Here is a 19,044-nt window from a genome sequence, read left to right as displayed (position 1 = left end):
GCCCTGGTAGACGGGGCGAGGCGAGAGGAGTGCTCTCATGGCTCACGCGGTACCGACACGCGGAACATCCACCGGGACCGGCACGCGCGGCCGCGGGACGGGCACGCGCGGCCGTCCGATGCCCGACGTCTTCGGCAAGCGGACCCACCTGCTGGCGAAGTGGGCGATGCCCGTCACGATCGGGCTGGTGTACGGCTACTGGGCCGCCGCCATCCACCGCCGCGGCGGCCCCGTCACCGGCGGGAACCTGCTGTTCGGCTTCATGACCGCACTGGCCTTCGCCGTGCTCTACGTCGTCATCCGCACGGTGGCCGAGCGGCTGCCGCGCGAGGGCCACGCGGTGCTGTGGGGCGCGTTCGCGGGCAGCGCGCTGGGGTTCCTGTACGCGGGCAGCGGCGTGGCCATGTTCACGTGCGTCGTCGTGTCCCTGCTGCTCGCGGCGGCGGTGACGGCCTCGCTGGTCTACCGCTACTACACCCACCAGGACGCGGAGGAGGCCCGGGCGGCCCGCACCACCTGACCGGCTCGTCATGGGGGGCCGTATCTGGGGGCCATATGCAGTCACACCGGTCGCCCGGCGTGAGCGCGGGGGTTTGCCTGGGAGGGTGTTCCCACGCCTGCGGAGGACCCTGTCGGCCGTCCTCGTCGTCCTCGCCTGCCTGCTCGTGCCGTGCGGCGCGCTGGCGGGCTGGGCGGCGTACGGGCTGGCCGACACCGGACGGTACGTCGCGGCCATGGCGCCCCTCGCCGACGACCCGGACGTAAGGGAGGCGGTCGCCGACACGCTGGGCACCGGATTCGCCGGATCCGCCGGACTCCTCGACGAGGCGACGGCCGGCCCCGTGAACGGCACCGTGCGGCTCTTCGTGCAGGACGCGGCCCGCTCATTCACCCGGACCGAGGCCTTCCACGAGGGCTGGGACACCGCCAACCGCACCGTCCACGGCGCCGTGCTGCGCGCCCTGCGGGACGACGGCGCGGCCGGACGCGCGGTCACCGTGGACCTGGCCCCCGTCACCGAACGCGTGCGCGAGCGGCTCACCGAGGACAACGTGCCGTTCGCACGGCGCATCCCGGTCCGGCACACCGCGGTCACCGTGCTCCCGGCCCACGAGGCGGACCGGCTCAGGAAGGGCTACCACGTGCTCGACGTCGCCGCCTTCTGGCTGCCGCTGGCGGCCGTCGTCTTCGCGGTCGCCGGCATCGCCGTCGCCGCCTGCCGCCGCCGTGCCGTCACGGCCGCCGGGATCGGCACCGCCCTCGGCGGGGCCCTGCTCGCCCTCGCCGTCATGGTCGGCCGCCGCCTCACCCTCGCCGAACTCCCCGGCGCGGTGGACGGCCCGGCCGCGGGCGCCGTCTACGACGCCCTCACCGAAACCCTGCGCACCGCCTCCTGGCTGCTGGTCGCCCTCGGCCTGACGGTCGCCCTGACCTCCTGGCTCACCGGCCGGCACGGACACCGGCTCCACCGCCGCCGGACACCCGCACCGGCCCCCGCCGACCCGGCACCACCCCGGCCGACCCGCACCCGCCTCTGAAATCCCTTGGCCAGGCCCGCTCCCGGACGGCTACCGTCACCGCCCATGACCAGGACGACGACCCTGTGGCGCCCCACGGGCCCCGAGGAGCTGGCGCTCGTCGAGGCCTCCGGCTGGACGGCCTGGCCGCCCCGGCTGCCCGAGCAGCCGATCTTCTACCCGGTCCTCAACGAGGACTACGCCGTCCGCATCGCCCGCGACTGGAACGTCCCGGCGTCCGGCTCGGGATACGTCACCCGTTTCGAGGTCGACGCCGGTTTCCTGGAGCGCTACCCGGTACGCCGGGCCGGCGGCGAGACGATCCTGGAGCTGTGGGTCCCGGCGGAGGAGCTGGAGGAGTTCAACCGGCACGTCGTGGGCCGCATCGAGGTCGTACGGGAGTTCCACGCGGGGGCCTGAAGCCGGTGCGCGCGCAACTTCCCGCCCCCGGCTCCCGTCTTTGAGGGAGGATTCGGGCATCGCACCCGCGAGCGAAGGGCCGGGACTTGAACACCGACACGGCGAGTGGCGAGTGGGCCGACTCCCGCGAGTGGCCGGCGGCCCGCCGCACCGGGCGGCGGTTCGCGGCCTGGTGCGCGGGGCTGCTGTTCGCCGGCGTGAGCGTGGTCGTCGGCTGCCGCGTCGCCGACAGCGACGGCGTCACCCCCGTACCGCAGCTCCTCGCCTTCCTGCCCTGGCTGCTGGTGCCGACCGGCGCCGCCCTGCTGCTGACGCTGCTCGCCCGCTGGTGGACCGGCGCGGTGTGGGGCGTCGCGCTGCTCGGGCTGCTGGCGTGGTTCATCGAGCCGTACGGCAAGAGCGGGGAGCCCGCCGGGCCGCCCGTGGCCGAGCTGCGGGTGCTGACCTCGAACGTCGAGTTCGGGCAGGGCACCGGCGCGCTGGTCTCGGCCGTGCGGCGCGAGAAGCCGGACATCGTCTTCGTACAGGAGTGCGAATACACGTGCGCCGCGGCCCTGCGGCGCGACCTCGCCGCCGACTACCCCCACCGGCAGGCCGTCGAGGGCGGCGGCTCCGAGGGCTCCGTCATCCTGAGCGCCTTCCCGCTCGAGGCCGCCCCCGGCGTCCGGGGCACCATGGGCATGCCGGGCGCCGTCGCCGACGTGCGCGGCCACGCCGTACGGCTCCAGCTCGCCCACCCGATGCCGCCGCTGCCGGACCAGGTGGGCCTGTGGCGCGAAGAGCTGGACGCCCTGCGCGACGCCGCCGCCGAGGACCGCGGGGCCCCCACCGTCCTCGCCGGCGACTTCAACGCCTCCCAGGACCACGCCGCCTTCCGCCGCATCCTCGACACGGGACTGCGCGACGCGGCCCGGCTGGCGGGCGAGGACCGCACGCCCAGCTGGCCCGCGCGGACCCTCCCCGTGTTCGGTGCCCAGATCGACCACGTGCTGGTGTCCCAGGACTTCGCAGCGCACCGCGCCCGGTTCCTGGACCTGGCCGACACCGACCACCGCGCGCTGGTCGTCGACCTGACCCTGCACGTGGCGGACGGCTGACCCCGGCCGTACGGCCTCAGACCCCGATGTCGCGGCCGTCCGCGCGCCACACCGCCACGACCGCCGGGCGCACGATCTTCCCGGGCCCGTCGGGCCAGGTGCTGGCCGGCTCCTCCACGGAGGCGCCGTCGATCTCGCCCGGGTGCTGCACGGCGACCAGCACGCGCCGGTCCTGGATGAGCGGGCCGCAGGTCTCCGCGCCGTTCGGCACGGTCAGGAACTGCTTCAGCTCGCCGCGCCGGTCGCCCTTGGTCGCGACGCCGAAGAGGCCGTCGTGGGTGCCGAGCGCGTTGCCGTCGGTGGAGATCCACAGGTTGCCGTGGTCGTCGAAGGCGACGTTGTCGGGGCAGGAGATCGGGCTGACCTTGTCCTTGGGGAAGCCCGCGAAGTAGGTCGCCGGGTCCTCCGGGTCACCGGCGACGAGGAACAGCGACCAGGCGAAGGCGGTGGCGTCGGCCCGGCCCCGGCGCTCGGTCAGCTCCAGGACGTGGCCGTGCTTGTTGGCGTTGCGCGGGTTGGCCTCGTCGGGACCCGCGTAGCCGGTCGTGCCGCGGTTGGTGTTGTTGGTGAGGGCGACGTACACCTTGCCGGTGGTCGGCGACGGCTCGATGTCCTCCGGCCGGTCCATCTTCGTCGCACCGACCTTGTCACCGGCCAGCCGCGTGAACACGCACACCTCCTCGGCGCTCATGCCCTCGACGTGCGAGACGGCACCGTCCTCGGTCGCGGTGACCAGCGGGATCCAGTGGCCACTGCCGTCGAACTCGCCGTCGCGCGGCAGCGTGCCCGTCCCGTCGATCTCGATCGCCGGGGAGTCGCCGCTGAGCTTGGCCACGTACAGCGTGCCCTCGTCGAGCAGCGACAGGTTGTGCTCGCGCGCCCAGCGGCTGCTGCCGTGCCGCATCCGCTTGCTGCCGACGAACTTGTAGAAGTAGTCGAACCGCTCGTCGTCGCCGGTGTAGACGACCGGACGCCCGTCGCCGGTCAGCCGCACGGTCGCGGCCTCGTGCTTGAAGCGGCCGAGCAGGGTGTGCTTGCGGGGCGTGGAGTCCGGGTCGTACGGGTCGAGTTCGACGACGTACCCGAAGCGGTGCACCTCGTTGGGCTCCCGGGCGACGTCGAAGCGCTTGTCGAACCGCTCCCACTTGCGCTCGGTGGCGCCGGTCCCGATGCCGTACCGCTTGTCGGTGTCGCTGGAGGCGTTGGCGAAGTACTGGTTGAAGTTCTCCTCGCCGTGCAGCGTCGTGCCCCAGGGGGTGGTGCCGCCGGAGCAGTTGTTGAGGGTGCCGAGGACCTTGCGGCCACCGCGGTCGGCGGAGGTCCTCACCAGGTCGGACCCGGCGGCCGGGCCGGTCAGCCGGAACTCGGTGGTGGCGGTGACCCGCCGGTTGATCCGATGCCGCGAGACGGGCGTCAGCCGGCCGCTCCTCTTCTCCTCCTCCACGGCGACGACGGACAGCCCGTGCGCGGCCCAGGCGATCTCGACCTGCTCACGGGTCGGGTTCTCGGGGTCGTAGCCGCGGAACATGAGCACCTCGTCGGTGTACTCGTGGTTGGCGACGAGGACCTGCCGGCCGTGCTCACCCCGCAGCGGCAGCAGCGCGAGGAAGTCGTTGTTGTACCCGAACTGCCCGGCCTGCGCCCTGGCGGACTGCTTCTCGGCGTCGAAGGCGGGCGCCCCACGCAGAATGGGTTCACCCCAACGAATGACGACGTCCTGCCGGTACCCCTCCGGGACGGTCACGGCGTCGTCGGTGTTGGGCGCGACGGGCGTGAACCGCAGCCCCCGCGCACCGGACGCCTTGGAGGGCCTCCCGTGCCCCTTCCCGGCCGCGGGCGCGGCCTGTGCCGACGGCGCCCCCGCGACGCCCACGGCCCCGGCACCCGCCGCGGCCACGGTCACGACGGCGGCGGCACGCATCATGGAACGGCGGCTGAGCGCACCGGCGATGACGTCACCGACGTACTCGTTGGAGCTGGTGTTGGGCACCTCGTGAAAGCAGGCGTCACCACACCGGAAACGGCAGGTCATCGCGGACCGGCCGCCGGGATGCGAACCGGACGGCGTTCCGATCAACGGCAGCAGCTTGCGCACTGTGTTTCTCCCCTTGAGAATCCCTGAATGCCCTGGTGTCAGCGCGACCGTAGGTGCACATACGTGCGGGAGCCGGGCGCCGCGGTGAACGGAGGGTGAACCCGCGGAAGCCGTGGGGGAATTGCGCCAGCGTCTCGATCCGGCCTTGACGCGTCCGCGTACGCATGGCAGACCCTGCACAAGATCACAAGCCGGGACCGCTAACCTTACGTGTCCGTCCTGGCCAGGGATTGACGGCATCAACTCACCCGAAGGGTTGCGCACATGGGCATTCTCACTCTCCTGCGGAACGCGTTCGGCCGGTCACGCAAAGAACGGACCGCCCAGGCGGAGGGTGCGACGCAGGACACGGCACCGCCGGTCACCGCGCCGGAGCCGAAGCTCCCGTCCCAGCCCACCGCACCCCCGGAGCCGACCGAGGCCCCGGAGCAGCCGGAGGCCACACAGGTCCCCGAGCCCCGCTCGGAGACCCCCACCGACCCCGCCCCCAACGAGCACGACCTCGTCAGGGCCGCCTTCGCCAACGTCACGGTCCCGAAGCCAACGGAGTCCCCGGACCCAACCTCGGAGCCGAAGGCAACGGAGTCCCCGGACCCAACCTCGGAGCCGAAGGCAACGCTGAAGCCGGAGTCAACCCCGGAGCCGGAAGCCACACCCTCGAAGCCGGAGGCCACGGCCCCGGAGCCGGAGACCAAGGCGAAGCCCGAACCAGAGCCCGAGCCCGAGCCGGTACACGAGGCCAAGCCGGAACCGGACCCAGAACCGGAGGCCACACCGGATCCGGATCCAGAGGCTCAGCCGAAGCCGAAGCGGGAGGCCGAGGCGAAGCCGGAGGCCGGAACGAAGCCGGAGGCCGGAACGAAGCCGGAGGCCGGAACGAAGCCGGAGGCCGAGGCGAAGCCGGAGGCCGAAGCGGAGGCTGAGCCGGAGGCGAAGCCTGAGGCGAAGCCTGAACCGGCCGCCACCCCCGCCCTCGAACCCGAACCCGCCCCCGCCCCGGCAGCCGCAGCCGCAGCCGCCGACGGCGCCGAGCCCCCACAGGGGCCACCCGCACCCGACAACGAAACCAGCACGGGCGGTGCGGGTGGGAACACGGACGCCGAAGGCGAAGCCGAGGCGTCAAAACCGGCGACAACCCCCACAACGCTCCGCTCCCGCGCCCCCGGCCTCACCACCGCCTACAAGGCCGCCGCCACCGCCCTCAAGACGCACGACCTCACCGGCGCCCGCGCCAAGGTCCACCTCGTCCTCGACCGCTCCGCCTCCATGCGCCCGTACTACAAGGACGGCTCCGCCCAGGCCCTCGCCGAGCAGACCCTCGCCCTCGCGGCGCACCTGGACCCCGAGGCTACGGTCCACGTCACCTTCTTCTCCACCGAAGTGGACGGCACCGGCGACCTCACCCTCACCGACCACGAGAACAAGATCGACGAGCTGCACGCAGCGCTCGGCCGCATGGGCCGCACCAGCTACCACGCCGCCGTCGAGGCCGTCCTCGCCCACCACGCCAAGGAGGCGGCCCCCGGCACCCCCGCCCTGGTGGTCTTCCAGACCGACGGCGCCCCCGACGCCAAGACCCCCGCCACCCAGTCCCTCACGGACGCGGCGGCGAACCACCCGAACGTCCACTTCTCCTTCGTCGCCTTCGGTGACCCGGAGAACAAGGCCTTCGACTACCTCCGCAAGCTCAAGACGGCCAACGCGTCCCACTTCCTCGCCGGCGAGACCCCCAAGGAGCTCACCGACAAGGAGCTGTACGAGGGCGTACTGGCCACCTGGCGCCCGTAGCCGGCACCGCGGCCGCACGCACGAACCCCTCGGGGGGTGGACGAAGGGGAACCTCTCCGTCCACCCCCCGAAACGCATGTGAGTCGATCTCCACGAGCCCAGTAGGATTTCGACCATGGCGGCCACTGGAAACGAGAAGCAGGGGGCGAAGGCGTACTACGTCTCGACCCCCATCTACTACGTCAACGACGCTCCTCACCTGGGCCACGCCTATACGACCGTCGCAGGCGACGTGCTCACCCGCTGGCACCGCCAGCGCGGCGAGAAGGTGTGGTACCTCACCGGCACGGACGAGCACGGTCAGAAGATCATGCGCACGGCCGAGGCGAACGGGGTCACCCCGCAGGCCTGGGCCGACAAGCTCGTCACCGAGGCCTGGAAGCCCCTGTGGGAGCACCTGGAGATCGCGAACGACGACTTCATCCGCACCACGCAGAAGCGGCACACCGACCGCGTCCAGGAGTTCGTGCAGGACCTGTACGACAAGGGCGAGATCTACAAGGGCGGATACGAGGGCCCGTACTGCGTGGGCTGCGAGGAGTACAAGCTCCCCGGCGAGCTGCTCGACGGCGAGGGCGAGTACGCGGGCCAGAAGCTGTGCCCGATCCACAAGAAGCCGGTGGAACTCCTCAGCGAGGAGAACTACTTCTTCAAGCTGAGCGAGTACAGCGAGCAGCTGCTCGCCCACTACGAGGCCAACCCGGGCTTCATCCAGCCCGAGTCCGCGCGCAACGAGGTCGTGAATTTCGTCCGCCAGGGCCTCCAGGACCTCTCCATCTCCCGCTCGACCTTCGACTGGGGCGTGCCGGTCCCCTGGGACGACAAGCACGTCATCTACGTGTGGATCGACGCCCTGCTGAACTACGCCACGGCGGTCGGCTACAACGAGAACCCGGAGAAGTTCGAGTCGACGTTCCCGGCCGACGTCCACCTGGTGGGCAAGGACATCCTCCGCTTCCACGCGATCATCTGGCCGGCGATGCTGATGGCACAGGGCCTGCCCCTGCCCGGAAAGATCGCCGCCAACGGCTGGCTGATGGTCGGCGGCGAGAAGATGTCGAAGTCCAACCTGACCGGCATCAAGCCGCAGGACCTGACCTCGCACTTCGGCGTGGACGCGTACCGCTGGTACTTCCTGCGCGCGATCGCGTTCGGCCAGGACGGCAGCTTCTCCTGGGAGGACTTCTCCGCCCGCTACACCAGCGAGCTGGCCAACGACTACGGCAACCTCGCCTCCCGCGTCGCCGCCATGGTCAACAAGTACTTCGGCGGCGAGCTGCCGGCCTCGACGGCCGACGGGGACGCGGAGAAGGCGATCCACTCCGGCCTGACCAGGGCCGTCACGGAGGCCGATGGGAAGATCGGCGAGGAGCTGGACTTCCAGGGCGGCATCCTCGCGGTCTTCGACTTCGTCAAGCAGGTCAACGGCTACATCACCGAGCAGGAGCCCTGGAAGGTCGCCAAGGACGACTCTCCCGAGGGCAGGGCCCGCCTGGCGACGATCCTCTACACGGCCGCGGAATCCCTCCGCGCCATGGCGGTCCTCCTGAACCCGATCATGCCGGACACCTCCCAGAAGCTCTGGAACTCCCTCGGAGCCGAGGCCTCCCTCGGAGCCCTCGCGGACCAGAGGGTCCAGGACGCGGCCGACTGGGGCCGGCTGCCCGCCGGCGCGACGGTCACCAAGGGCGCGGTGCTCTTCCCACGTCTCGAGGAGAAGCCGACCGCATAGGGCGTACGCCGCACGTCCAGAGGTCCGGGTACACCGTGTTCCCGGACCTCTGCGTTGAGCGCCTGCACCTTCCCCGGTTCGCCCGACGTGGCCTCCTCGTGTCGCCCATCGGGTGAACTGGCGCCGGGTGGGTATAGGTCAGTGGACGGCGGGCCTACGGGTGGGGGCAATGGGGGAATCGGGACAGGCGCGGCCGGACCAGGCACGGCCGGATGCGCCCACGGACAGCGCCACGGTCCGCAAGGAGTTCGCGCTGGAGCGCTACCGGTATCTGCTACAGCAGATCCAAGCCGTGAACGAAAACGCGCACCGCTTCCTCGCCATCTATCAGACCCTGGCCACCGCCCTCGTCACCGCGGCGCTCGTGCTCTTCGTCGGTTACCGCAAGTGGGAGCTGACGGCGGACACCGCCCGGGGCGGAGTGATCGGGCTACTAACACTGACCACGGTGGTTGCCGCTTTCACCGGCACGCTGATCGTGGTCGGAGCACTCGCCTGGATCGACTACCGCAACGAGGAGTGCGACATCACCGACGAGATCGTCGGGCCCGGCTTCCGCAAGCGCCCCCGTCCTGGCAACTTCCTGCGCTGGTACGAAACGTACGTGGTGCTCTTCATCCTCGTGTCGGTGCTCACCATGTGGGCGCTCGCCGCCGTGTTCCTCCTGCCCGCGATGAGGTGACCTTCCCCCGTGACCGAGCACGTCCACACGAGCACGACCCTGTGGCAGAACACCCTGGCCGCCCGCCCGGACGTCGACCCGCACACCGGACAACGGGAGCGGCTGCGCACGTCGTACACGGAGTTGCGGAGCAAGGCGGGTGTCCTCCTCGAGGAGAACGCCCGGAGCATGCCCGACTTCACCGTGCACGACATCAGCCACGTGGACGCATTGTGGGAGATGGCCGACCTCGTCTGCGGCGACGAGGTCACCCTGAATCCTGCCGAGGCCTACGTCCTGGGCTGCGCGTTCGTGCTGCACGACGCGGCGATGGGGGCGGCCGCCTACGGGACAAGCGTGCCCGAGGCACTGGGTGAGCAGCGGTGGCACGACCTCGTGTCGCTGGCCTACTACGAGCGAGAGGGCTGCTGGCCGGACCGGGATGAGCTGGATGACCCGCCTGCGGAAATCGCCGCGGCCTGCGTTGCGACCGCGATCCGCGAAACCCACGCGGAACAGGCGAAGCGGCTGGTTGACCAGCCTTGGCGGTCGAGCGCGGGGAACGAGATCTTCCTCATCGAGGAAACCCAGCTGCGTGAGTGGTACGGCCCGCTGATCGGCGAACTGGCAGCCAGTCACTGGTGGCCCGTGGATCGCCTCGCCGGAGAGTTCCGGCACTCGATCGGGTCCCTGCCCTGGCAGCCCAGCGAGTGGATCATCGAGCCGCTCAAGCTGGCCTGTATTCTGCGGCTCGCCGACGCCACCCAGGTCGACAGCCGGCGCGCACCCGGTTTCCTGTTCTCCTTGCGGCGACCGCGTGGTGCCTCCCGGGAGCACTGGCGGTTCCAGGAACACATCAGCCGCCCCTACCGGAAGGGCGACCGGGTCACCTACAGCTCGCTGCGTCCCTTCCCTCCGCAGGATGCCACCGCCTGGTGGCTGGCCCTGGAGTACCTGCGCGGCATCGACCGCGAGCTGAAGGCCGTCGACGCCCTCCTGCACGACCTCGGCCGGGACCGGCTCGCGGCGCGCGCCGTCGCCGGTGTCGACTCCCCGGAACGTTTCGCGGAACTGTTCCGCGTGCAGGACTGGCGCCCCATCGACGCGACCGTCAAAGTCTCCGACATTCCCGCACTGGTCGGCACGCTCGGCGGGCGGCAGCTCTACGGGGACGAGCCCGAGGTCGCCCTGCGGGAGCTGATCCAGAACGCCCAGGACGCCGTGCTGGCCCGGCAGACGCTGCAGCCCGACTTTCCGCTCGGGCGAGTGGAGATCCGTCTAGCCGAGAACGACGGAAACTGGTTCCTGGAGGTGCGTGATTACGGCACCGGCATGGACGAGGACACGTTGGCTCACGGGCTGCTCGACTTCGGCACCAGCGGCTGGAGTTCCACGAGCGTGCGCACCCGGCTCCCAGGGCTGGCCGACGGCGGCTTCCGGCCCAGCGGCCGTTTCGGTATCGGCTTCTTCTCTGTCTTCCTGCTCGGCGACCAGGTGGAACTGATCACCCGCCGCTACGACGCCTCGCTCGCGGACGCCCGTCGCCTGACCTTCGACGGCCCCTCCCACCGGCCCCTACTCACCCCCGCCACCGGGCAGGGCTGGGTGCCCGAAGGCACGACAGTACGGGTCAAACTCAGGATCAGCCCCTACGCGTTCAAGGGGTTGTTCAACCGGACCTACGACGAACGGCTGGCCCAGCTCGCCCAGCGTCTGGTCCTGGAGAATGCGGTCCCCATCCATACTTGGGAACCGAGCGCGGACGCCCCCGAGATCCTCCCGCCGTTCTCCCTGGCGTCCGGGTCACCGGACAAGGTGTTCGACCGCCTCTACCCGCCCCAGGCAGCCAAGGGACGCGCCGGGGAAGAGAAGTTCCGCCTCCGGATACGCGACGATTTCGTCAGCAGAGCCACGGAAGTGCGCGACGACAAAGGGCAGCGCATCGGGATCGCCATGCTGTGGAGCAGCATGCTGCACCAGGGCCAACGTGATTTTCCGGGCACGGTCACGGTCAACGGTTTCCTCTCCGACACCTCGGTCTCGTTCTCGGGTTACCTCGCCGGACAGCCCAGCCGGGCATCACGGGACAAGGCCGCGCTGGTCGCCAGCCGGAACCAGATGCAGCAGTGGATGCGCACCCAGGAGCAACGACTGCGCAACGCCGGGCTCTTCGACGACTCACTCCAGCTCGAACTCGCCTACACCCTGCACTGTGCTCTCTACCCGCTCGCCGACGACATCGCCTTCGCACTGACGTCACAGGGTGTGCTGCGCCTGTCCGATGTGCGCGAATGGGCAGGACGGCGCAACGACATCTTCGTGGGGTTCGGCTGGCCCCTTACTTGGCGGACTCGTCCGCCCGAACTCAGCCATCCGCTGTCAGGAGAGGAGGTCCGGATCCCCGACAACTGCGTCTTCATCCTTCAGTACGGCTTCACCTCACCACTGTCGGAGGTGTTTCCGTCCACCGCACACCGGGACACCGCGTACGAGTTCGCCCGCGACCACGCCACGCTCACCTGGCAGAAGCACTGGTGGCGCATGTCGGACGACCTGTACGGCCTGTTCGTCCGCACCCTGTGCGAGATCTGGTCCTGCACGCTGGAGTCCCTACTGGCCCCCCTTGAACGGCGCGACTGGTCGGACAGCATCGATGTGGACGACGAGAGCCTCGGTCCCGTGCCCGGCTACCACTTCCGTCGGCCGCCCAGCAGTTGACGGAGAGTTTCGTTGGTGTGAGGCCCTCCTCGCGTCGCGAGGAGCCGACCACGTAACACGCTGGCTACAGCACGGGCCCGGAAGGGTACGGCCCTGTTCTCGCGCCCCTCGCTTTGCGAAGATCGCATCGAAGTGGTCCGATGTCCGGCCACCACCGCTACACGTGGGGGGAATCGATCCGTGGCACTGTTCGGCAACGCGCACACCGTCGACCCGACCAAGGCTCAGCAGGACTACGCCAGGCTCCTGGGCCACGGCGAGCAGGTTCACGCCGCGTTCCTGCTGATCCGCGACACCATCCTGTTCACCGACCGGCGGCTGATCCTGGTCGACAAGCAGGGCATGACCGGCAAGAAGACGGAGTACCACTCGATCCCGTACCGCAGCATCACGCACTTCGCGGTCGAGACGGCCGGTCACTTCGACCTCGACGCCGAACTGAAGATCTGGCTGTCCGGCTCCCAGGCCCCCATCCAGAAGACCTTCACCAAGGGCGTCGACATCTACGAGGTCCAGGCGATCCTGACCCAGTTCGTGGCCCGCTGACGCGAGTCGTCCTGCGGAGCGAGCGGGTCTGCGTCGTTCAGATCACCTGCCCGGGGTTCTGAGACCGCCCCTCGGCACCGCCCTGCTCCGGCCGCACAAGGGCCCGGCACCGGAGATCGATCCGGTGCCGGGCCCTGTGCCGTGCCGTCGGCGGACTACTTCGGCTGCGGCTTGCGCACCGTCAGGTGAAGCTCCCGCAGACGCGACTCGTCCAGCTCGGTCGGGGCGCCCATCATCAGGTCCTGGGCGTTGCCGTTGAGCGGGAAGGCGATCGTCTCGCGGATGTTGGGCTCGTCGGCGAGCAGCATGACGATGCGGTCGACGCCCGGGGCGATGCCACCGTGGGGCGGGGCGCCGAAGCGCAGCGCGCGCAGCATGCCGGCGAACTCGCGCTCGACGGTCTCCGCGTCGTAGCCCGCGATCTCGAAGGCCTTGAGCATGATGTCCGGCTCGTGGTTCCGGATCGCGCCGGAGGACAGCTCGACGCCGTTGCAGACGATGTCGTACTGCCAGGCGAGGATGTCCAGCGGGTCCTGGTTCTCCAGGGCGTCCATGCCGCCCTGCGGCATCGAGAAGGGGTTGTGGGAGAAGTCGATCTTCCCCGTCTCCTCGTCCTTCTCGTACATCGGGAAGTCGACGATCCAGCAGAACCGGAAGACGTTCTCCTCGAAGTGCCCGGCGCGCTGGGCGGCCTCGACCCGCACCGCGCCCATGATCTTGGAGACCTCGTCGAACTCGCCCGCGCCGAAGAACACCGCGTGGCCGGGGGCCAGGGACAGGCGCTTGGTCAGCTCCGCGACGTTCGCCTCGGTGAGGAACTTCGCGATCGGGCCGGTGAGCGCACCGTCCTCGCCGACGCGGACCCAGGCCAGGCCCTTGGCGCCCTGCGAGACGGCGTAGTCACCGAGCTGGTCGAAGAACTTGCGGGGCTGGCCCGAGACGTCCGGGACGGGCAGCGCACGCACGTGCTTGCCGGCGAAGGCCTTGAACTCCGAGCCCTCGAAGACGTCGGTGATGTCGACGAGCTCCAGCTTGGCGCGCAGGTCCGGCTTGTCGGAGCCGTACTTCAGCATCGCCTCGCGGAACGGGATCCGCGGGAAGGGGGAGGTGACCTCGCGGCCGTTGCCGAACTCCGTGAACAGCTCCGTCATCAGCCGCTCCACCGGCTGGAAGACGTCCTCCTGCTCGACGAAGCTCATCTCGACGTCGAGCTGGTAGAACTCGCCGGGCGAGCGGTCGGCGCGGGCGTCCTCGTCGCGGAAGCAGGGCGCGATCTGGAAGTACCGGTCGAAGCCGGAGATCATCAGCAGCTGCTTGAACTGCTGCGGCGCCTGGGGGAGGGCGTAGAAGCGGCCCGCGTGCAGGCGGGAGGGCACCACGAAGTCGCGGGCGCCCTCGGGGGAGGTGGCGGTGAGGATGGGCGTTGCCATCTCGTTGAAGCCGAGGGCCACCATCTTGCTGCGGATCGAGGAGATGACCGACGTACGCAGCATGATGTTGCGGTGCATGCGCTCGCGGCGCAGGTCCAGGAAGCGGTACTCCAGCCGCCGCTCCTCGTTGACCCCGTCCTCGGCGTTGATGGTGAAGGGCAGCGGCTGGGCGGCGCCGAGCAGCTCGACCACGCCCACCTCGACCTCGACCTCGCCGGTGGGCAGGTCGGGGTTGATGTTCTCGGCGCCCCGGGAGACGACCTTGCCGTCGACCCGAACGGTCGACTCCTTGGTCAGCTTGTCCAGCGCCTCGTACGCCTCGGTACCGGGCCGGGCGACGAGCTGCGTGATGCCGTGGTGATCGCGCAGATCGATGAAGAGGATGCCGCCCAGGTCGCGCCGATTGTGCAGCCAGCCACTCAGTCGGACGTCGGTGCCGACGTCAGAGGAGCGGAGCTCGCCGCAGGTGTGGGACCTGTACCGATGCATCGTCGTTCATCCAGCCTTCGCGGATCGGGGGGTGTTTCACGTGAAACACCCCCAGCGTACCGGGCACCCACGGCCGACTTCCTCCCCATTGACTCGGCACGGACTCGGCACGGACTCGGCACGGACCCGCCGCGGACCCGCCGTCGCCGCCGGTGCGACCGGTGGCAGCGTCCGATCACCTCTTCTTACAGTGGGTCAATGCGCACTGGTGAGCCCCTGCCCGAGGTGGGGGACGTCCTTGCCGCCCTCGCGACCGGTGTGTGGCACTGGGACACCGCCGCGGGGGAGGTCACGGTCGACGCGGAGGCCGCCCGCCTGCTCGGGCTGCCCGCGCGGCAGGCGCTCCTGACCGAGGCCCAGGTACGGGCCCGGCTGCACCCGGTGGACTGGAACGAGATCACCGGGGTGGTCCAACTCGCCGTCGCCGAGGGCACACTCGCCGAGGTCCGGATCCGGATCATGGACGAGCACGGCCACATCGTCCGGGTCGTGCGCAGCCGCTCCAAGCCCTCCTTCGACCCCGTACGCAAGGCGTACGAGCTGACCGGCACCCTCCAGGAGGTCACCGAGCCGAGGCCGGGCACCCCCGCCGGGCGCAGCGCGGTCACCGGCGACTGGCGCCGCTCGCGGGAGGCCTTCCTGCTGGACGCCGGCCGGGCCCTGGCCGAGGCACGGTCCACCGAGGAGGTGCTGCGGGTCGCGGCCGGGCTGTCGATGCCGGGGTTCTCCCCCGACGGCCTCGCGGTCTTCGGGGTCTCGGGCGACCACCTCACCGTCATCGGCCACCACGGCCAGCCGGAGAACGAGGCCAACCCGTTCGTGGACATGTCCCTGAACACCGACTACCCGGCCGCCGAGGTGGTCCGCACCGGCCGTGCCGTCTACCTCTCCTCCCCTCAGCAGTACCGGTCCCGCTACCCCATGACGTGGTCGCTCGCCGAGCGCTTCGGCCGCCGCTCCTGGGCCTACCTGCCGCTCACCGTGGCCGGCCGCACCATGGGCGCCTGGCTGGCCGCCTTCGCCTACCCGGTCGCGTTCACGCCGGACGAGCGTTCCGTGCTGACCACGGTGGCCCGGATGCTGGCGCAGGCCCTGTCCCGGGCGGGCGCCGCCGAGACCCAGCGGGAGCTGACCGACGGGCTCCAGCGCACCATGCTGCCCGTGCTCGGCCCGGAGATCCCCGGCATGGACGTCGCCGCCCGCTATGTCCCCACCGGCGGCGGCCTCCAGGTCGGCGGCGACTGGTACGACATGATCACGCTGCCCGGGGGCCGCTTCGCCCTGGTCATCGGCGACGTCCAGGGACACGACGTGCGGGCGGCCGGGCTGATGGGCCAACTGCGCATCGCCCTGCGCGCCTACGCGTCGGAGGGCCACCGCCCCGACGCGGTGCTCTCCCGCGCCTCGCACTTCTTCCACGGCCTCACCCAGTCCGCGGACGACCCCGGCGACATGCGCTTCGCGACCTGCTACTACGCCGAGGTCGACCCCGCCACCGGCACCGTGGAGAGCGCCCGCGCCGGACATCTGGACCCGGTCGTGCGCATGGCGGACGGCACGGCGCTGATCCTCGCCACCGCGGGCGGACTGCCCCTGGGCATCGACCCGGACTCCGACTACCCGACCACGCGGCTCGCCCTGGAACCCGGGGACACCCTGATGCTGTGCACGGACGGCCTGGTCGAGACCGGCGGCCACGACCTGCAGACCGGCTGGCACCGACTGCGCGTGATCCTGGAGGAGCACGAGGGCGGCCTGGAGGAGCTGGCCGACGCGCTGGTCCAGGCCGTGCACGGGCCCTCCTCGCACCACACCGTCGGCCCGCTGTCCGACCGCCGGGAGGACGACATCGCCCTGTTGCTGCTGTGCCGGCAGGGCGAGGGCTGCGGCTGCGGCGACAGCACCGTGGCCGCGGCGCCGGTGCGCCGCACGATGCTGTCGGTCGCCCAGGCCGAGCCCGCACGGATCGCCACCGCCCGCCGGCATCTGCGCGACCTGCTGCACGACTGGCCGGACGAGGAGCAGCGGGACGCGGCGGTGCTGCTGCTCTCCGAGATGCTGACGAACGTCCTGGTCCACACCGACACCGACGCCCTGCTCGTCGCCGAGGTCGCCGGGGAGCCGGGCGGACGGCGGATCCGGGTGGAGGTCACCGACAACGGCGACGACCTGCCGCACAAGCGCCGGCCCGGCGAGATGGCGTCCTCAGGACGCGGCCTGATGCTGATCGAGCTGCTCGCGGACGCGTGGGGCGTCGCCCCGCGCGGCAAGGGCAAGAGCATCTGGTACGAGCTCTACGAGTCCGCGGTCCCGGGGGCCGACCCCGGCCCCGGCCCCGCGGACGGCCCCGACGGCCCCGAAGCCGCGTAACGCCGCTGCAACTCGTGCACGATCCCGAACGCCGCCGCGGTCAGGGGAACGGCCAGGAGCATCCCCAGGATGCCCGCCACCGACGCCCCCGCGGTGAGCGCCAGCAGGACGACGGCCGGATGCATCTGCACGGTCCGGCTCTGGATCATCGGCTGGAGCACGTGCCCCTCCAGCACCTGCACGGCCAGCACCACCCCGAGGGCCCACAGCGCGATGACGAACCCCCGGTCGGCCAGCGCCACCAGCACGGCGACGGCACCGGAGAGGAACGCGCCGAGGTAGGGCACGTAGGCGCCGACGAAGACCAGCGCCCCGAGCCCGACCGCGCCGGGGACGCGCAGGACGAGCAGCCCGACCGTGATGCAGACCGCGTCGATGAGGGCGATCAGGGTGGTGCCCCGCATGAAGCCCTCGACGGCCCCGAACGCCCGCCGGGCCATGGCCTCGACCATGTCTGCGCCACCGGGCGGGGCGATGGCGCGCACGGTGCCGACGGCGCGGTCGGAGTCGCGCAGGAAGAAGAAGACGAGCAGCAGGGCGAGCACGGCCATGGCCAGCATCTCGGCGACGACACTGATCCCCGTCACCACGCCCGAGGCGGCCGTACCGCCGAACTTGCCCAGCAGCTCGCGCGCGTTGGAGGCGATGTCGTCCAGCGAGGTCCCGGCGGCACCGAAGTGGTCGGCGATCCCCTTCGCCGCGTCCCGGAGCGAGGTGATGATCTGGTCACCGGTCTCGACGAGCGCGGACACCACGATGTACACGGCCCCGCCGACCACGGCCAGCACGGCGACGCAGGTCAGCCCGGCGGCCAGCGACCGCTGCACATGGGCCTTCACCAGCCGCGCGTGCAGCGGCCTGAGCAGGGCGGTGCCGAGCAGCGCCAGCAGCGCCGGTGTCACCGCGGTGCGCAACTCCACGCAGAGACGAATCGCGACGTAGACGACCCCGCTGGCGAGCAGGATGACGGCGCACCAGGCGGCGAAACGCCGAACCGGGCCGGGGAGGAGCTGCACGCCCCCAGCCGATCACGCGCCGGGCGGACTGTCCTGCACGGACCGCCCGCCCGGGTGACGCGGTGCCGGCGCGACGCGAGGTCGCCCGCCCCCGACGACCGTCAGGCCTCGGGCCCGGCCTCGGACATGCCGTGCACCGCCGGGACGGTGCCCAGCCGGCCCTTCTGGAAGTCCTCGAAGGCCTGCTGCAGCTCATCGCGCGTGTTCATCACGAACGGGCCGTAGTGGGCCATCGGCTCGCGGATGGGCTGCCCGCCGAGCAGCACGACCTCCAGGTCGGGGGTGTGCGCGTCCTGCTTCTCGTCCGCGCGGACGGTCAGCGAACCCCCGGCCCCGAAGACCGCCGTCTGCCCCAGGCGAACCGGACGCCGCTCGGCACCCACGGAACCGCGCCCGGCCATCACGTACGCCAGGCCGTTGAAGTCCTCCCGCCAGGGCAGGGTGATCTCGGCGCCCGGCGCCAGCGTCGCGTGGACCATCGTGATCGGCGTGTGCGTGATCCCGGGGCCCTCGTGGCCGTCCAGCTCACCGGCGATGACGCGCAGCAGCGCGCCGCCGTCGGGGGAGGTGAGCAGCTGGACGGAGCCGCTGCGGATGTCCTGGTACCTGGGGGCCATCATCTTGTCCCTGGCCGGCAGGTTCACCCACAGCTGGAGGCCGTGGAACAGCCCGCCCGACATCACCAGCTGCTCCGGCGGCGCCTCGATGTGCAGCAGTCCGGAGCCGGCCGTCATCCACTGGGTGTCGCCGTTGGTGATGGTGCCGCCACCGCCGTTGGAGTCCTGGTGGTCGAAGATCCCGTCGACGATGTAGGTGACGGTCTCGAAGCCGCGGTGCGGGTGCCAGGGCGTGCCCTTGGGCTCGCCGGGCGCGTACTCCACCTCACCCATCTGGTCCATCATGATGAACGGGTCGAGATGGCGGTAGTTGATCCCGGCGAACGCGCGGCGCACCGGGAAGCCCTCGCCCTCGAAACCGCTGGGGGCGGTCGTGACGGTGAGCACGGGACGTGCGACGGCGTCGGCGGACGCGGATACGCGGGGCAGCGTCAACGGGTTCTCGACGGTCACTGCAGGCATGTCGGTACCTCCTCGGGTACGCCCACTTTAGTTGAGCGTTGAACTTCTTGCCACCTCAAACCGAGAAAGCCCGGAGGGCATTCCCT

General features: G+C 70.9%; 14 protein-coding genes. 10 read left to right on the top strand and 4 right to left on the bottom strand.

Annotation, left to right across the window (positions count from 1 at the left end; genetic code table 11):
- Positions 1–37: 37 nt before the first annotated feature.
- The 4 genes from ACGH7X_RS19960 (at position 38) to ACGH7X_RS19945 (ending at position 3,034) form a co-directional block, all read left to right on the top strand.
- The gene (locus ACGH7X_RS19960) at positions 38–520 is read left to right on the top strand and encodes a hypothetical protein (protein WP_399886747.1); all 483 of its coding nucleotides are present in this window, start codon (positions 38–40) and stop codon (positions 518–520) included.
- Positions 521–605: 85 nt separating this feature from the next.
- A complete protein-coding gene (locus ACGH7X_RS19955) occupies positions 606–1,538 on the top strand; it encodes a hypothetical protein (RefSeq protein WP_399886746.1) in 933 nt (310 codons plus the stop codon).
- Positions 1,539–1,583: 45 nt separating this feature from the next.
- Entirely contained in the window at positions 1,584–1,937 is a 354-nt protein-coding gene (locus ACGH7X_RS19950) for an ADP-ribosylation/crystallin J1 (RefSeq protein WP_399886745.1), read from the top strand.
- Positions 1,938–2,023: 86 nt separating this feature from the next.
- Complete coding sequence (locus ACGH7X_RS19945; protein ID WP_399886744.1) at positions 2,024–3,034, top strand: endonuclease/exonuclease/phosphatase family protein; 1,011 nt, start codon at positions 2,024–2,026, stop codon at positions 3,032–3,034.
- A gap of 16 nt (positions 3,035–3,050) precedes the next feature.
- Here ACGH7X_RS19945 and ACGH7X_RS19940 read toward each other — a convergent pair whose 3' ends face one another.
- The gene (locus ACGH7X_RS19940; RefSeq protein WP_399886743.1) at positions 3,051–5,129 is read right to left on the bottom strand and encodes a PhoX family protein; all 2,079 of its coding nucleotides are present in this window, start codon (positions 5,127–5,129) and stop codon (positions 3,051–3,053) included.
- A 264-nt stretch (positions 5,130–5,393) separates the two neighbouring features.
- On the opposite strand from ACGH7X_RS19940, the gene ACGH7X_RS19935 reads away from it, so the two are divergent.
- From ACGH7X_RS19935 to ACGH7X_RS19915, 5 genes are all read left to right on the top strand, one after another.
- Positions 5,394–6,917, top strand: a complete 1,524-nt coding sequence (locus ACGH7X_RS19935; RefSeq protein ID WP_399886742.1) for a VWA domain-containing protein — start codon at positions 5,394–5,396, stop codon at positions 6,915–6,917.
- Between the two features lie 115 nt (positions 6,918–7,032).
- Entirely contained in the window at positions 7,033–8,649 is a 1,617-nt protein-coding gene (gene metG / locus ACGH7X_RS19930) for a methionine--tRNA ligase (protein WP_399886741.1), read from the top strand.
- A 169-nt stretch (positions 8,650–8,818) separates the two neighbouring features.
- The gene (locus tag ACGH7X_RS19925; RefSeq protein WP_399886740.1) at positions 8,819–9,331 is read left to right on the top strand and encodes a hypothetical protein; all 513 of its coding nucleotides are present in this window, start codon (positions 8,819–8,821) and stop codon (positions 9,329–9,331) included.
- A 9-nt stretch (positions 9,332–9,340) separates the two neighbouring features.
- On the top strand, positions 9,341–12,028 hold the full coding sequence (locus tag ACGH7X_RS19920; RefSeq protein WP_399886739.1) for an ATP-binding protein: 2,688 nt from the start codon (positions 9,341–9,343) through the stop codon (positions 12,026–12,028).
- Between the two features lie 180 nt (positions 12,029–12,208).
- Positions 12,209–12,574, top strand: a complete 366-nt coding sequence (locus tag ACGH7X_RS19915; protein WP_399886738.1) for a PH domain-containing protein — start codon at positions 12,209–12,211, stop codon at positions 12,572–12,574.
- A gap of 155 nt (positions 12,575–12,729) precedes the next feature.
- Here ACGH7X_RS19915 and aspS read toward each other — a convergent pair whose 3' ends face one another.
- On the bottom strand, positions 12,730–14,493 hold the full coding sequence (aspS, locus tag ACGH7X_RS19910) for an aspartate--tRNA ligase (protein ID WP_399886737.1): 1,764 nt from the start codon (positions 14,491–14,493) through the stop codon (positions 12,730–12,732).
- 198 nt (positions 14,494–14,691) lie between these two features.
- Between aspS and ACGH7X_RS19905 the strand changes: the two genes are divergently transcribed.
- Positions 14,692–16,863: a SpoIIE family protein phosphatase gene (locus tag ACGH7X_RS19905; RefSeq protein ID WP_399886736.1), complete on the top strand. Its 2,172-nt coding sequence runs from the start codon at positions 14,692–14,694 to the stop codon at positions 16,861–16,863.
- Here the strand turns inward: ACGH7X_RS19905 and ACGH7X_RS19900 are convergent.
- Together ACGH7X_RS19900 and ACGH7X_RS19895 are read right to left on the bottom strand one after the other, a co-directional pair.
- A complete protein-coding gene (locus ACGH7X_RS19900) occupies positions 16,788–17,879 on the bottom strand; it encodes an AI-2E family transporter (protein WP_399886735.1) in 1,092 nt (363 codons plus the stop codon). The genes ACGH7X_RS19905 and ACGH7X_RS19900 overlap by 76 nt on opposite strands.
- Positions 17,880–17,980: 101 nt before the next feature.
- Positions 17,981–18,958 carry a pirin family protein gene (locus ACGH7X_RS19895; protein ID WP_399886734.1) on the bottom strand — a complete coding sequence of 326 codons (978 nt, stop codon included), beginning with the start codon at positions 18,956–18,958 and terminating at the stop codon, positions 17,981–17,983.
- Between the last annotated feature and the right edge of the window lie 86 nt (positions 18,959–19,044).

It is taken from the genome of Streptomyces sp. BBFR51 (assembly GCF_044591655.1).
In the GTDB taxonomy this organism is placed as follows: Bacteria; Actinomycetota; Actinomycetes; order Streptomycetales; family Streptomycetaceae; genus Streptomyces.
This window is presented reverse-complemented; position numbering and strand designations above follow the sequence as displayed.